This is a genomic window from Microbacterium enclense (genome assembly GCF_001456955.1).
Lineage (GTDB): Bacteria > Actinomycetota > Actinomycetes > Actinomycetales > Microbacteriaceae > Microbacterium > Microbacterium enclense.
Genome location: NZ_KQ758469.1, coordinates 436,756 through 450,825, shown reverse-complemented (window position 1 = coordinate 450,825; position 14,070 = coordinate 436,756). Strand labels below are relative to the sequence as shown.

Below are 14,070 nucleotides of genomic sequence, written 5' to 3'. Positions count from 1 at the left end.
CGCGGGGCCCGATCAAGGACGATTGACTTGCGCGACACATCCGCCGAATTCATGAACACCGCGCTCAGCGCGCCCGAGCGAGCCAGCGCCCTCGTAGCGGAGATGACCGTGCACGAGAAGGCCTTCCAGCTGACGATGGCGGCCCCCTGGCTGTACGTGCACGCGGACGGCTCGCCCGCAGCTAACGCCGCACGACAGGCGGATCGACCCGTCGGCTTCATCTGCAACTTCGGCGTCGACGACCCGCAGGTCATGGCCGACACGGTGTCGCGGGTGCAGCGGTTCGCTCTCGAGCAGACGCGACTCGGCATCCCCCTTCTGTTTCAGGCGGAGGCGCTCAGCGGCTTCCTCACCGGTGGGCACATGGTGTTCCCTACTCCGACCGGTCTCGCGGCAACCTTCAGCCCGGACCTCGTCGAGGAGATGACCGACCTCATCCGCCGGCAGATGCGTCGGCTCGGGGTGCTCCACGCCTTGTCTCCCAACCTGGACCTGGGGATGGATCCGCGGTGGGGCCGCGTGCACGAGACGTTCGGCGAGGACCCGTACCTGACGGCGTCGATGGGCGTGTCCTTCGTTCGCGGCCTGCAATCGGGGAACTTGTCCGAGGGCATCATCGCGACGGCCAAGCACTTCATCGGGTACAGCGCACCGGAGGGTGGCAGCAATCTCGCGGCGTTCGAAGGTGGGCCGCGCCGCATCCGCGACCTGCATGCTTTCGCGTTCGAAGCCGCCATTCACGACGCAGGTCTCGCCTCCGTGATGAACTCCTACAGCGACGTGGACGGGGTTCCTGCCGCCGCGTCCCGGGCTGTACTCACGGACCTGCTCCGCGAGACACTCGGCTTCGAGGGGTTCGTGTCAGCGGACTACGGCACCATCGAGCAGATCGTCGACCGGCAGCGCGCAGCCACCACGCCTGGGGAAGCGGGCCGTCTTGCCATCAACGCGGGCCTGGACACCGAGTTTCCGGTGCCGTTCGGTTTTGGCGAAGCGCTGGCGGCGGAGGTGGAGGCGGGCCGTGTCAGCCCGGATGTGCTCGATCTCGCAGCGCACCGCATCCTCAGCGCGAAGTTCGCCGTCGGACTGTTCGAGCGCCCGTACCCGGCAGAGACCATCAACGTCGCAGCCATCGCTGACGAGGGTGTCGACCTCTCGCACGAGCTCGCGCGTCGCTCGGTGGTGCTCCTCGAAAACGACGGAGTGCTTCCGTTGGATGGTGGCGCGTCCATCGCCGTTATCGGTCCGCACGCCGCCAACGTCGTCAACCAGTACGCCACGTACTCCTACCCGGCCTTCCGGGACATGATGGTGCACATGTCGTCCGGCGGCATGGGCAACATGATCGGTGTCGATCCCGCGATGGCGGAATGGAACCGTGACGTGTTCACGACCGGCCCCGGTGACGCTTACGTCCGCGACCACCTGCACACCCGGACACTCGGGGAAGCTATCTCTGGCCGGGCGGGCAGCGTCGTTGTGGAGGCTGGCTGCGGCTTGGTCGAGGATCTCTCCGACGAGGATTTCGCCCGCGCCGTCGAAGCAGCCGCAGCCAGTGATGTTGCCGTACTCGCCCTCGGAGGAGCGTCGCTATGGTTCAACGGCGCTCGAACGGAGGGCGAAGGCAGCGACTCCACTGACATCTCCCTTCCTGCCCCGCAGCGGCGTCTAGCCGAAGCGGTGGCGGCGACGGGCACCCCCGTAGTCGTGGTGCTCACGCAGGGACGCGCGTACGTCCTCCCCGAGGCCGTCCGTAATGCTGAGGCGCTCATCGTCGCGTCGTTCGGTGGGCCTTTCGGTGCCGAGGCCGTCACCGAGGTCCTGTTCGGCGATGTCAACCCGAGCGGGAAGCTGCCGTACAGCATCCCTCGTACCGTCGGGCAAATCCCCGTCTATCACCACCAGCGCAACGGGACGGGGTTCCAAAAGCCCCTGCCGCCGGACGTGACCCATCACTTCCTCGACACGCCGGCGACGCCGCTGTACGCCTTCGGCGAGGGGCGGAGCTACACCAGCTTCCAGCTGGTTCCCGTCGAGGCGCCTGCAGAGCTCGCCGTTGACGGCGTCGCCGAGCTTGTCGTCGACGCCTCCAACACCGGGTCTGTCGATGGGGCAACTGTCGTGCAGTTGTACGGCTCGATCACCAGCTCGGGTGTGACCAGACCGGGCCAGCAGCTTCTCGGTTTCGTCCGCGTCGAGCTCGCCGCCGGGCAGACGAGGCGCGTGACCTTCCGAATCCACGGACGCCAGCTCGGGTACACCGCCGCAGACGGGACGTTCTGCGTGGACCCCGGCCAGATGACCCTCTGGACCTCGCTGGACGCCTTTTCCAAGGCCGACCGGTTCACGGTGAAGGTCACCGGCGACCGCCTTCCCCAGGCCAGCGGCGAACGGGTTTTCCACAGCGATGTGACCGTCGCCTGACGCGACGACTTACTGGGGCCGACTCTGCGCAGACAGGGTCGGCCCCTGCTGTACCTACGGGGGCAACCTGATGGGGTGCCTCGTTATCAGCCCTCGTTGGGCCTGAAAGCCGACCCGCCGTGGGCGGCAGCTCCTTGGCCCGGAGGCGGCGATCCGTGCCATTTCTCGAACCGCGCGGCCGCGGCACGCGTCTCTGCGACGCGCTTCTTCCATTCCGCTTCCGCCGCTTTGTCGATGGCAGATCCCCTGCTCGTTGCTTGCGTCATCATTGCCTTGAACGCCGCGAGTTGTTCTCTCTCCGCTCGGAAGTACGTCCTCATGACGTCGGCGACCGCGGCGTCGCCATCGTGAAGGATGGCGCACGCTCGCGTCGTGAACTCCATCACGTCCCAGAGCAAGTGCTGCACGTCCCGCCATTCGCTGTCGAACCAGATCGCTAGGGCGAGAGGGATGTCTTCGAACCCGGCGTCAAGGATCGGTTCTGCCGAGCGATACGTGACGAACGGCACGCGGTTCTCGATAGCCGGGAGGGGGTCCACCCAATCGAGCCAGTACTCGTTCGAACCGTACGGAGGGTTGAGATGCGTGAAGATCATCACGAACTCGGGGTCGGGAATGACGCGCAGCTCAAGTGGGCGGCGATGCTTGTCGGCGTTGTGGATCTCCGCAAACCAGTAGGCGCTGCTCTCGCCCGTTACAAACGGCTGCAGCGCGCGAAGAGCGCGCTGTTTGTCCTGCGGCAGGGCCTGGATATGCGCTTGGCCGGCAGCTGACTTCCATGCCTGCTCTGTTTCCGAGATGGGGAAGTAGCTGCTCCTGAGCTGCTTTTCGGAGAGGAGCCCGGTCGCTTCAACGGTTGATGTCATAGCGATATCGAGGACGGAGCGCGCGCGACCCAGCAGGTCGCGCAAGTCCTCGGTGAAATCGTCCGGGACGAGTTCTCCGCGAACTCCATAGCGGTAGGTGACCTGCCTGGGATCGTCGCGTGCGGGCACGGCGGCAACGGCGACGTTCTTTCGGAGGTGCTGCGCGGAACGGCGTAAGAAGTCGAAGCTCTCACCGGCGATCCGGGCTAGCCGGTTCGCCCAGACCGGAACGTGTGTCACTGCCACAGGGATGTCCTCTCTCCGTCCCAGAGTAGGAGAAACGACGGTGCCCCCGACGGAGAAAACTCCGCCGGGGGCACCGTGTGCACTCGGTCAGTTCAGCGTGAACGTGAACGTCGCGGAGTTGCCGGCCACGTCGTAGACGATGAGCTCATTCGCACCGCGCTGTGCGCCGGCGACGCCGGGCTTCACGCGGTCCAGGCTTGCTGACCGGAGGTTGGGGAGGTCGGTGGTGACACCGTTGACTGTCACGCGGTCGACCTTCTCCTTGTCTTCGAACTTGAACGAGATCAGGGAGTAGGCCGTGCCCACCTTCGTCGTGTAGATCTTCCCCGACTTCACCTCGACCGTGGGGGCGGTCGTGTCGACGGTGACCCGCGTCGACCCGACCTTCGAGACGTTGCCGGCGGCGTCGGTCGCGCTGTACTTCACCGTGTAGTCACCGTCGGGCACCGTCACGGACGCCGTGTGCGACGCGGCAGTCTCGCCGTTGAGCGGCGTCTGTGTCGACTGGACGAGCTTGCTCCCGCGGTACACGTCGGCGGTGATCTTCGCGAGGCCCACGGCGTCGGTGGCGTCCACCTTGATGTCGAGCGTGCGGAACGGCCCGGTGCTGGTGGGTGCCGCGAGGGATGCTTCCGGCCGGGTCTGATCCTTGACGACGACACGGGCAGGCGTCTGGTTCATCAGCCGACCCACGATCCCCTCGGCGGGCGCGCCGTTTCGGTATGCCGTCACGCGGAAGGCGGGGAAGTAGGTCCCAACAGCCTGGAAGGACTCGTCGCGACGGATGGCCACCGACCCGTCTCGCTTCGCGGTGAACGCCACGTCCGTCCATGGAGCATCCGGGGTGCCGGGGTTCCACTCCACGCGTGTGACCACGTCGCCGGCAACCGCCGGCTCGATCTTGGCGTTGAAGCGGACGCGGTCACCCTGAGCGACCTCGGCGCGCTTGCCCCCGTTCGCGGAGACCGTGATGGTGGGCTGGAGCCCGAGTCGACCCTTGCCCTCCTTCAAGACGATCTGGTTGTTCGGGAAGTCATACACGGTGGACGGTGCAGGCTGCTTGTCTTCTTCCACCCAGGCGCTGAGGTCACGCAGCGCCTGCTCGAGGAGTCCGAGGTAGGGCACGTCGCCGCCGCTCGAGATGGGACCGTCCAGGTGGCCAGCGGCTTCCTGCACGTAGACCCGGAAGTCGTCCGACTTGCCAGCCGCTGCCACCTGCCGCTTGTACCACTCTGCCGTGACGTAGATCGCGCCGCCGTCCTGCATGTTCTGGACGAGCATGCCCTTGCGCTGGATGTCTCCGGTCCAGCGTGAGGAGGACTCCACCGGGCCCGCCTTCGCGAACCTGTTCAGATGGTCGTACATGAACAGCCCCAGCTTGGGGTCGAAGTTGCGGTGGCGGTGCCAGGCGATCTTGGCGAGGAGCTCGTCCGTCATGACCGTGCCGTCGATGGTCGTTCCTCGGATGTCTCGGAAGTACTGACCGATCAGCGAGCTGTCCGTTCCCGTGTAGCCGGGCTTGGTCCAGAAGTCCTCCACGTAGCCGGCGGGGAGTGTCGGCCCGCCCGGAGCGGTGAGGTCCGTGCCCACGTTTCCGATGTCCTCCCATCGGAGACCGAGCAGCTCGAGCTCGCTCAGTGCCTCCTTCTGCAGGGGCGTGAGGGTGGCGTACATCGCTTCCCGCCCGATGCCTCCCGGGCGCATGGCGTCCCAGATCGACGAGCCCAGGCCGCGCAGAAGCAGGTTGCGGAAGACGGGGATGGTGTCCCCGCCGGTGGAGTAGGTGTACGGGCCGATGATGACGAACGGGACGGCGCCATCCCAGACGTTGTAGGTCTTGTCCTCCATGATGTCGATGGCTGCGGGCGAGCCACCGCTGCCACCGTAGGCGTAGCCGTAGATGTAGTCGTCGCTCTGGGGGTTACGAACTTGATCGCGGTTGAGGCCGTAGTAGTTGGCGGCGATGGTGCGCGAGATGTCCGCGGCGAGGGCCGCACCGTTGATCTTGAACAGCTCGTAGTACTCGACCTGGTAGCCACCGCTGGACGAGCTGAACTTCAAGTCGTCGGGGAGGTTGTTGGTGTTGAACGGGTACACCCGCTGGTAGAAGCGCCCCTCGAACTTGTCAGCCGCCGGCAGGTAGATGTTCCAGTCGTTGCGTCCCCCGAATAGGGCCTGCTCGTTGAAGGTTCCCGTCACCTTCAACATGTCGCCCTCGTAGACGGCTGAAAGTACCTCCAGCCCCGCGAACAGATTGGTGTCGAGACCGGGCTTGAGCGAGTACCCCTCCATCAACGACTCGACAGAAGGGGCCGTGGCAGGGGCGGCTTCGGTGGAAGCCGTAACGGAGGCCACGGCCGGGGAGATGGAGGTCAATGGGCTGAGACACAGAGCGGTGGCGACCGCGATGGCAACAGACGCGCGTCGTGCCCACTGAGGTTTGCGCGCACCCGTTTGGGCACGCTCAAAAGGATGCTGCAAGGTTCTCTCCTTCGAGATCGCGCGTCGACATCGACGGCGCAGGCGTGTGCATAGAACGTTATCTATATAACGTTCTCCAAAAGATAGATGGGCCGGCGATGTCCGTCAAGGGTCCAGATCGGGCACGCCGCCGCACCTTTGCACGCCCGGACTGGGGGTTGCCAGTCATCTGAGGCCGAGAAGCGGGGAGGGTACACGATCCCTCCCCGCTTCTCGTGCTGCTGGCGCACCTCTCAGGGAGGCGTTCCCACGCCGGCTTTGAACGCAACTTCCACCTGAAAGTAGGGGCGGCAGCGAGCGATGAAGGTGGTGATGATGGACCAGATGTCGTCCATGACGACTCCTTTCGTGGGGCGTATGAAGAGATACCGCCTGGGTGCCCAGGAGCTCTCGCAACCGGCCCCATCCGGCTGCGCCGCGGAGTCTAAGGTCCGTTTCTGCTGTACCGGAGGGGTCCATGGGAAAAAGGACGCCTGGTCAGCTGGCTCTGCTCACGAGCCCTGTCTTCACTTCGTGCGCGAAGGCTCGCGGTGTGGCCGTGAGGCATTGGCGCCGCGCTTCGCCCGCCCATCCCGAAGCAGAGCTACGCCGCGCCCATCGCCGGCGGAGCTTGCCGTCAACGGGTGGCGCCTTCGCCCACAGGAGGACAGGAAGGAGACCAGCGGGGTCACGTTACGAGCGCCACGCCCACGCGTCGTGTTCGGCGTCGCGAAGCACGCCGGAAAGGTCGCCCGCCCACAGCCGCGACATAGGACTGGGCTCGGAGTCCATCTCCGTGTTCAGCCACTGCGCCCACGTCCAGGGGTCGTCGATCCCGCTTTTCAGCACCAGCAGCACCTGTTGCAGGTGGGGGTGCACATGGTCGTCCTGCACCTGGAACGCGGGGTAGAGGTTGCGACCGTCCGCCGTGCGCAGGCGCAGCGCGCGAAGCTCCGCCGCCGCGTCCGCGACGGCGACCTGGTCGATCTGGAGCACGCGGCTGAGGCTCGATGTGGTGTGGCAAGGACCGACGATCTCCGCCCACGGGCTCACTGCGCCCTCATCGGCGTACCGGGCGACCGGGTTCATCTCGTTGCCTGAGACGCAGACATTGCCTGCCTCGGACGGGCCTCCAGCCGTCTTGGCCGGTCCTGATCCCGGAGGAACCGCAAGACCGGCTCGACAGGTCCTCCCCGGGCCAGCCACTGCACCGGGCACACCCCGTCGAGATCGTCGACAGGGGCGTCCATGGCATCTCGGAGCGCGTTCGAGTCGACGTCGCTCGCTGCGTGCAGGACGTCCGTGAGGTGCGGCAGCAGGCTCCCATCGTCGGTCACCTGCCATTGCGGGTAAACCACCAGCCCCTCCTGTTCGACACCGGCGAGAAGCTCGTGCTCGTACATCTCATGGACGTGGCTCGCCGGCACGTGGAGGAGATCCGCGACCTCCCGCTCTGTCAGGTGTGCGGCGAGCTGTCGTCGGTCAGACTCCTCCGGGTGCACGGCAAACGTCTCACGGTCCGTCGTCGATGTGGGCCGGAACCACGCGCTCGGATCATCGCCGAGCGGGGAACAGCTCCCCGTCACCGTTACCAGTTCGTACGGACCAGGTTCGCGGCTGTCGTGTAGCGCGGCGGTCATCGGCGCAACCTCCGCGCGCATGTACAGACGACCCAGTTCATGAGGCCTTTTTACGCCGGCCGCGCGGATGAGGCAAGACCCCGCGTGCGGTACCGGCGGGTTGAGGCGCACCGGCTTGCGCGGAACCCGCGAGATGGAGCCACGGTGACCCAGACCCGCACCTTCGCGGTCCACGCGGTTGACCGCATCGGGAGTACAGGCGATGCGGGGTGAGGACAGGTGTCGGACGTCCCGGCAGCACCCGGGCGCAACGCCAACGCGTTCCCCGTGGCCGGACAGCATCTCACGCTCGCGCCGGCCAGGCTGAACAGGCTGAGAGCCGACGTCTCCACATCCACCGTGGGGGCGTCGGCGGTGACCCTCGAACGCAAATGACGGGCCGCAAGGCTGCGCCGCCCGGTTCGTCCGCGCCCACGCACAGGCGCGCACGAACACCGCCACCAGGCGAAGGAGCTGACGAACGAAGGGCACGGTCATTACCCTGCGGCACATGATTGGCGACGGTGATACGCGCCATCGGTGGTCCGACGAACCGGGATCCGTTAATCGGGGGAGGAAGGGGCCTTCGGCCAAGGTTGCCAGCCTCTGCCAAGGCCGATGCCAAGGTCGCGTGCCCCGAAAAACCCCGGAAACACGCGGAAGTTGTTCTCGGTGCCAAGGTGGGCAAGGAACGGTAGCTATCCATAAGAGAAAAAAGAGAGACCGAGAAGGCCTTTTCTCTATCTCTCTCTCTTTGATCTCTCACGTAATACCTACTACCTTGGCAACCTTGGCAGGGCCCGTTTTCCCCCGTGTTTCCGCGGCAAAACGCTGCCAAGGTGACCTTGGCAGCGCTTGCCAACCTTGGCTGAAATGAGCCGATCCGGTCCTGCAGCCGAATTCCGAGAGTCTGCGCACCGGTGCAGATGACCCCCTGTCGTCGGAGCAGTGGCTCACCAGGTCGGGTGGCGACGGTGTTCATCCGCCCGTCGAGAAGGTCGCGGCAATGGGCTGAGCGCACCTCTGCGCGGCGTCGCACCGGCCGCCGAGCGGGCGCGCTGGCTGCGGCCTCATGCGGCTCAACCGCCGTTGGGGCTCGTCCAAATACATCCAGCGCACTGTCTGGTGAGACGGAGCCCGGACGGCGCACAGCGCCTCGTGCGCACATACCGACCTCTCGCCGTTCGAAACTCAAGCCTTGCGGAGGGACGCCAAGGTTGCCAGCCTCTGCCAAGGCCGATGCCAAGGTCGCGTGCCCCGGAAAACCGCGGAAAGACACGGAAGTTGTCTTCGGTGCCAAGGTGGGCAAGGAACGGTAGCTATCCATAGAGAAAAAAGAGAGACCGAAAAGGCCTTTTCTCTATCTCTCTCTTTGATCTCTCACGTAATACCTACTACCTTGGCAACCTTGGCAGGGCCCGTTTTCCCCCGAAATTCCGCAGCAAAACGCTGCCAAGGTGACCTTGGCAGCACTTGCCAACCTTGGCTCAAACGAGCCGATACGGTCCCTCGAGACGGCACCGCCCCGGGGGCGTCGCCACCGCGGTCGGAGGTGACCGGCGGCAGCGACGCGGCGGCGGCGGACTACCGGCTCAGCGAGAGGCTGTGAACGGTGGACGCCGGCTTGCGCACCAGCCGCCACCACAGGTCACGGAAGCCGTCCGCGGTCGGCATGGCGACGCCGTCGATGTGCATGTGGTGGCCGTCGAGGGCCACCTCGAACCCGCGGGCGGACATGAACGTTCGTGCACGTCGGTCGTGGATGGGGATGCCCGCCAGGAGGTAGTGCGCGCCGAAGTCGCGGCGCGAGTGCGAGGCGACCGAGCGCACCAAGTGCGCGGCGACGTCCTCCCCGCTGTGCTCCCCGATGACGGCGACACCCTTGAGTGAGCGGAAGCGCAGGGCGACGTAGGCGCCCCGGGTACCCTCGCCGGCGAGCATGAAGGTGTCGGCGATGTAGGACGTCATCGTGCTGTACGCCGCCCCGACGGGGACGCCGTCGCTGAGGGCCACGACGGCCTGCCCCAGCGTGTCGTCTTCCCGGACGGGGCGTTCTTGCCCCTCAGCGTCGAACAAGGCGTTCACGTCGGCGAGGAGGCGCGGCGCGCTGGTGTGCGCGAAGGTGAGGGCGGGCTTGGAGGTCTTGATGGTCATGGTCGTTGGCTTTCTCGTCACCGCGCATAGCGACGGTATGGATAACGGTTGTCTTGGTTCTGGTTCATTCGTCGACCTCCCCGCATCGTCAGACGCGGGGCGATGGCAGGTCGATGACGTGCTGCACACACCGGAAGAGGTGCGCGCGTTAGAGGCGGCGTGGGGTGGAGGTGACCCGGTCGCCGATGCTTTCCGTGCCCTGGCGGGTCGGGAGAGGAGACGACGGGCGGTGTCGCTCAGCGGGGCTGCCGCGGACACGGCCCGTAACCCGGAGGTGCTGACGGGCCGGGCGGGGAGGGGAGCGGGATGAGGGGTTCACGGTGTCCTTTCAGGCGGCGAAGTGCGCGCCTTCCGCTCTTACTTGCGCGGCCGCTGTAGCGGGAAGGTGCCAGAGGCGGACCAAGATCTCCTGACCTGGGCTTTTTGCGAAGACTTAGGATAAGAAAATGGACACCATCACGGCGCGCGCCGTCGCCGACGCCTTGGGTGTCTCGCTCCCAACGGCCCATGCGTTGCTGGATGACGAGGGCGTTAGTCGCACCGGTCGCGGGATCCCCCGAGTCGCGCCTATCGCCGTCCTGGAGGCCCTGCGGGCGCGTCGCGGTTCCGTTCCTCGAAGTGCGTTCCGCCGCACGGACGTACAGGTGCTCCTCGTCCTTCAGCGCTTCGAGATGGGGCTGCCCAGCGCACGCGCCATCGCCGTGCGCGCGAACCTCAGCCCGTCAACCGTCGCCGCCGCCCTCACACGGCTGCGAGCACACGGAGCGGTCACGGACGATGTGGTGAGCATTCGAGGCGGGCGCGTACGTCGCATCCGCGTCGACCCCGCTTCGTGGCCCACCTCCGTCCGAAACGCGGTCACCCGCGCCACCGTCCCGACCCTCACCACCTCAACCCGTCCGATGCCTCGGGGCTTGCGGCCCCTCCTTCGGGGAGCGCAGGACGAGGCGTCCGTGGCGAGGGCGCTTCTTCGCAGTCCCGATCCGCTCGCCTGGGCGTGGGCGGTCGCGAACGTCCCGGAGGCGGTGTTGAAGGACGTCGCACGGCACCGGGGTTTGAACGCAGAAGCGCGGCTGATGGTGCACCGAACGCTCGCTGCCTCCGTGTCCTCGACCAACGGCCTCTCATCGAGCGGGGGCACGCCCACCTAGACGTGTACACGCCGCACTGCAGCACCCCGGGGTGGCCCGGCCGACCGGACCCGCAGGCTCCGCGTCAGGGGTACCAGCAGGACGGCTTCGATGCAACCGTCGCGCTGACTAGCCTGGTCGGCATGACCACCTTCGACGTGCCCCGCGTGGGGCCGGTGACGGTGTTGATCGACGAGCGCGAACTGCCTGCGGCGGGACTGCAGCTGCGGTACTTCTCCCACGCCTGGTATGCCGACGGTAGCGACGTCGCCGGCGACGACCTGATGCTCGTGACCGCGTTTCTCCGCGCCCGCGGCATCACAAACTGCTGAGGACCCCTCCTCGCGTGCCGCTGATGGTCAATGCCTCAGGGTGGGGTGTCGGACGTCGGAGTTAGCGTCGACCGCATGGTGAGAAAGATCGAAGAGCTCCGGGCTACGCCGGACGAGACGCTGATCGCTGAGCATGACTCGCGGGCCGGTCACACGCTGGTCGGTACGGACTACTACGTGCAAGAGCTGGATAGGCGTTCTCGTGAGCGTTCAGCAGAGGCGTCCAACAGGCTCGCGATGCGGTCCTACTGGATGGCCCTGGCGAGCACGGCTCTCGCCGCCGTGGCAACGGTCGCAGCCGTCCTCGCGCTCTTCCTCCGCTGATGGACGGGGCCGTCGTCGCACTGTTGGTGGCAGGCATCCCCGCGGCTGTGGCAGCCGCTACCTTCGCTATCGCTGAGGCATTGAAAGTCCGCGCCGCAAGGGATGAGCGGATTGAGTCGGCCGTGGCCGAGTTGGCGGGTGCCCTCGGCGCGGTGGCCGCGATTGAGGATCTGCCTCGGCTGGTGCGCCGGTACAGGCTCACACCGGCGGTGGTGAGGATCTCCATTGCCTCCACAACCCTCTTGGGCGTCGTGCGGCGACGTGACCGGTGGTTCGCGTATTGGGTGATTTGGAAGAGCGGCGTGATGATCGAGGGTGATCAGGCGACGCGTGTGGAAGTGTGTGCGTTCCTGATGGCACAGCTACACGTATGGCGCATGTCGCCAAACCGCGAGCGTGAGGCGGCCCGTGTGGAGCTCCGCGCGAACGGATACACGGGCCGTCGTCTGATGGGTCGCTAGCGCTTAGGCGGGCCAGACGTCTGCCGCGTTCTCTGGGAGGGGGCGTTCCTGCAGTTTGGACAGCCAGTAGCGCACCTGCAGAGGCTGTGCCCCCAGCCCGATGCCGTCAGGCTCGTCGGTCCCGAATGCGCCCGTCAGCCGCCACGCCTCTCGCAAACCCGCTTCCGAGGGCCGAACGAGAGTGCCGCCCATGCGAAGGGTGAAGCGGTAGCTCGCGCCGGTGTCATGTCCGTCATCGACGTGGACGACGAGGTCGCTCTCGATCTGTTCACCACGCTGGCGGAGGTCGTAGACCTCAATCCATTCCTCCAAGGTGCGCGTCACCTCCCAGAACCCGTGGGCGCCGCGGCCCGGGTCCAGAAGGTAGTTGGCCGGGCCCGGCTTCATCACGACGAGTTCCCCCGCCGCGTCCTCGACGGGCTGACGCAACGCCCCCCAGACCACGAACCGAGTAGCCGCAGTCCCGGTGTTCCGCAGGATCACCGGGACCCGCACCGTCAGGGGAAGGTGCTTGTCTCGCACATGGAAGGTTTCGATAGCGGGCCAGGGCAAGCGGTACCCGCGGATGCCTGAGCCGGGGGTGATCACGACCATCTCATCCACCCCGCCAGCAAGGTCAGCCCGGGGAGCGTTAGCGGCGATCCGGAGCTTCACGGCTTCTGAACTCATCAGTGCCGCGTGTGCTCCGGCTTGGCGGGCCACCTCGAGGGACTGTTGAGCTACCAGCAGGCTCTCGCCAGCGTCGCGCAGCGCGCGACGAGTGAGGTGCGCTTGCCAGATGACGGCTACGGCGGCAACGGCTGCGACGACCACGGCGACGGCTTGAACGATGACGGCCGGGTCGGACCAAGAGGCGGCACTCACGTTGTCAGTATGCCCCCGGCCTCTGCGGAAGGGGGCTCGTGCTTGTTGTCGCTTCCCGTTGGCGCACCCATGTCGGCAGTCGCCACCGCGGGTAGGCCCAGACGCGCACGACGCTGTTCCTGTCGGAACGCTTGGCGCTCCTCGCGTGCACGCCGTGTGTACACCCACCACTCGCGAATCGTGCGTCGCAGTCGTTTGGCGCGGACGTCGTCCAAGAGGATCGCCAGGAACACCCGCAGCTGCCGAGCCGCCTGAATCGCGCGCCGGGGGGAGGGATCTGACACCAGCATCCATCGCTGCATCTGAACTCGAGGACTGTGGCGGGGGTAGGGCGATGCCTCGGCGCGCTCGAGGAGTATCTCGCGGAGAACGTCGCGACGCCGCTCCGGGTAGGACCAGGCTCGGGTGAGACGTTTGGCTTGTGTGAGAACGCCGAGATACTGCCACGTGGCCGCCGCGTCGACACCCTCGCGCGCACGAAGAGGACGTTGCGCGTCGCGCTCCGCCTGGATCAGGAACCCGGGGACCTCGCCGCGCGACACCTGGAGCCCGGTGGAGGTTGCCCTTCCTGCCCAGGTCGTCACCGCCGCTCGGAATCCCATGCTCATCACGGCGATGTCGCTGCGACCGCGCTCGTAGTTGGCATACAGAGCGTCCACCGTCGAGGCGAAGTCGTCGGCCACGGAGCGGTCGAGCTGGAAGTCGCGATTCTCCCGGGTTTCGCGCGCGGCGGATCGGGCGATGCCCAACCCCACGAGGGCGAGGACGACTGATAGAAGCGAGCCAACCACCTGCGCCCACGTGGCCAGCGCAGACCACGCCGCGTCGGTCATAGTTTCGCGGTGGCCATCAGCTCCGCCACGCTGACCTCGAGCACGTTCGCCAATCCTGCGAGGGTCGCCATGCGCGGGTTCGAGGGTCCGGTCGCGTCAGCGCGGCCGGTGGATCGACCTGCTTCGATCAGTTGCAACTGGTTCTTCGTAATGCCGGCTCGGTGGGCGACGGTTTCTTGTGAGAGCCCGTGCGTCGCACGCAGCGTCCGTAGCGCGTTGCCTAACCGAATTGCGCCCTCTTGTGTCCACATCGCAACCAAGGCTGTAGAAAAGGCCGCCACAATCACACCCTATGCGAAAGGCCTTTTTCATAAGGTCGATATGGCGACTCGACGAAAGTCGCTTGTCGAGAGGGGC

The 14,070-nt window shown here is 66.4% G+C and carries 13 protein-coding genes; 5 read left to right on the top strand and 8 right to left on the bottom strand.

Going from position 1 to position 14,070, the window contains the following annotated elements:
- Positions 1-27 precede the first annotated feature (27 nt).
- Complete coding sequence (locus AS029_RS07755) at positions 28-2,424, top strand: glycoside hydrolase family 3 N-terminal domain-containing protein (RefSeq protein WP_228375906.1); 2,397 nt, start codon at positions 28-30, stop codon at positions 2,422-2,424.
- An 86-nt stretch (positions 2,425-2,510) separates the two neighbouring features.
- On the opposite strand, the gene AS029_RS07750 is transcribed toward AS029_RS07755, so the two are convergent.
- The 5 genes from AS029_RS07750 to AS029_RS07730 all read right to left on the bottom strand — a co-directional run bounded on the left by AS029_RS07750 (position 2,511) and on the right by AS029_RS07730 (position 9,769).
- Positions 2,511-3,536: a hypothetical protein gene (locus tag AS029_RS07750; protein WP_139168056.1), complete on the bottom strand. Its 1,026-nt coding sequence runs from the start codon at positions 3,534-3,536 to the stop codon at positions 2,511-2,513.
- A gap of 87 nt (positions 3,537-3,623) precedes the next feature.
- On the bottom strand, positions 3,624-5,912 hold the full coding sequence (locus tag AS029_RS07745) for an Ig-like domain repeat protein (RefSeq protein ID WP_139168055.1): 2,289 nt from the start codon (positions 5,910-5,912) through the stop codon (positions 3,624-3,626).
- 777 nt (positions 5,913-6,689) lie between these two features.
- Positions 6,690-7,049 (bottom strand): hypothetical protein, encoded by a 360-nt coding sequence (locus AS029_RS07740; protein WP_194293689.1) that lies wholly within the window; start codon positions 7,047-7,049, stop codon positions 6,690-6,692.
- 32 nt (positions 7,050-7,081) lie between these two features.
- Positions 7,082-7,636 (bottom strand): beta/alpha barrel domain-containing protein, encoded by a 555-nt coding sequence (locus tag AS029_RS07735; protein WP_058231995.1) that lies wholly within the window; start codon positions 7,634-7,636, stop codon positions 7,082-7,084.
- 1,563 nt (positions 7,637-9,199) lie between these two features.
- Entirely contained in the window at positions 9,200-9,769 is a 570-nt protein-coding gene (locus AS029_RS07730) for a hypothetical protein (protein WP_058231994.1), read from the bottom strand.
- A gap of 446 nt (positions 9,770-10,215) precedes the next feature.
- Here AS029_RS07730 and AS029_RS07725 point away from each other — a divergent pair, with 446 nt between their 5' ends.
- The 4 genes from AS029_RS07725 (at position 10,216) to AS029_RS07710 (ending at position 12,016) form a co-directional block, all read left to right on the top strand.
- Positions 10,216-10,920, top strand: a complete 705-nt coding sequence (locus tag AS029_RS07725) for a hypothetical protein (protein ID WP_058231993.1) — start codon at positions 10,216-10,218, stop codon at positions 10,918-10,920.
- Between the two features lie 122 nt (positions 10,921-11,042).
- The gene (locus AS029_RS07720) at positions 11,043-11,231 is read left to right on the top strand and encodes a hypothetical protein (protein ID WP_058231992.1); all 189 of its coding nucleotides are present in this window, start codon (positions 11,043-11,045) and stop codon (positions 11,229-11,231) included.
- A gap of 75 nt (positions 11,232-11,306) precedes the next feature.
- A complete protein-coding gene (locus AS029_RS07715; protein WP_058231991.1) occupies positions 11,307-11,555 on the top strand; it encodes a hypothetical protein in 249 nt (82 codons plus the stop codon).
- Complete coding sequence (locus AS029_RS07710; RefSeq protein ID WP_058231990.1) at positions 11,555-12,016, top strand: hypothetical protein; 462 nt, start codon at positions 11,555-11,557, stop codon at positions 12,014-12,016. Before AS029_RS07715 ends, AS029_RS07710 begins: the two co-directional genes overlap by 1 nt.
- 3 nt (positions 12,017-12,019) lie before the next feature.
- Here the strand turns inward: AS029_RS07710 and AS029_RS07705 are convergent, their stop codons facing one another.
- From AS029_RS07705 to AS029_RS07695, 3 genes are read right to left on the bottom strand one after another with little or no spacing between them, the layout of a single operon-like run.
- Positions 12,020-12,880 (bottom strand): hypothetical protein, encoded by an 861-nt coding sequence (locus AS029_RS07705; RefSeq protein ID WP_058231989.1) that lies wholly within the window; start codon positions 12,878-12,880, stop codon positions 12,020-12,022.
- Positions 12,877-13,713: a hypothetical protein gene (locus tag AS029_RS07700; RefSeq protein ID WP_058231988.1), complete on the bottom strand. Its 837-nt coding sequence runs from the start codon at positions 13,711-13,713 to the stop codon at positions 12,877-12,879. Before AS029_RS07700 ends, AS029_RS07705 begins: the two co-directional genes overlap by 4 nt.
- Positions 13,710-13,994: a helix-turn-helix domain-containing protein gene (locus tag AS029_RS07695; RefSeq protein WP_217630066.1), complete on the bottom strand. Its 285-nt coding sequence runs from the start codon at positions 13,992-13,994 to the stop codon at positions 13,710-13,712. The genes AS029_RS07700 and AS029_RS07695 overlap by 4 nt, the downstream gene beginning before the upstream one ends.
- Positions 13,995-14,070: the final 76 nt, after the last annotated feature.

Bases quoted from the DNA above. Each gene is read 5' to 3' on its own strand.
- AS029_RS07730 (WP_058231994.1), bottom strand. From the start codon at position 9,769: ATGACCATCAAGACCTCCAAGCCCGCCCTCACCTTCGCGCACACCAGC.
- AS029_RS07735 (WP_058231995.1), bottom strand. From the start codon at position 7,636: ATGACCGCCGCGCTACACGACAGCCGCGAACCTGGTCCGTACGAACTG.
- AS029_RS07720 (WP_058231992.1), top strand. From the start codon at position 11,043: ATGACCACCTTCGACGTGCCCCGCGTGGGGCCGGTGACGGTGTTGATC.
- AS029_RS07725 (WP_058231993.1), top strand. From the start codon at position 10,216: ATGGACACCATCACGGCGCGCGCCGTCGCCGACGCCTTGGGTGTCTCG.
- AS029_RS07715 (WP_058231991.1), top strand. From the start codon at position 11,307: ATGGTGAGAAAGATCGAAGAGCTCCGGGCTACGCCGGACGAGACGCTG.
- AS029_RS07710 (WP_058231990.1), top strand. From the start codon at position 11,555: ATGGACGGGGCCGTCGTCGCACTGTTGGTGGCAGGCATCCCCGCGGCT.
- AS029_RS07700 (WP_058231988.1), bottom strand. From the start codon at position 13,713: ATGACCGACGCGGCGTGGTCTGCGCTGGCCACGTGGGCGCAGGTGGTT.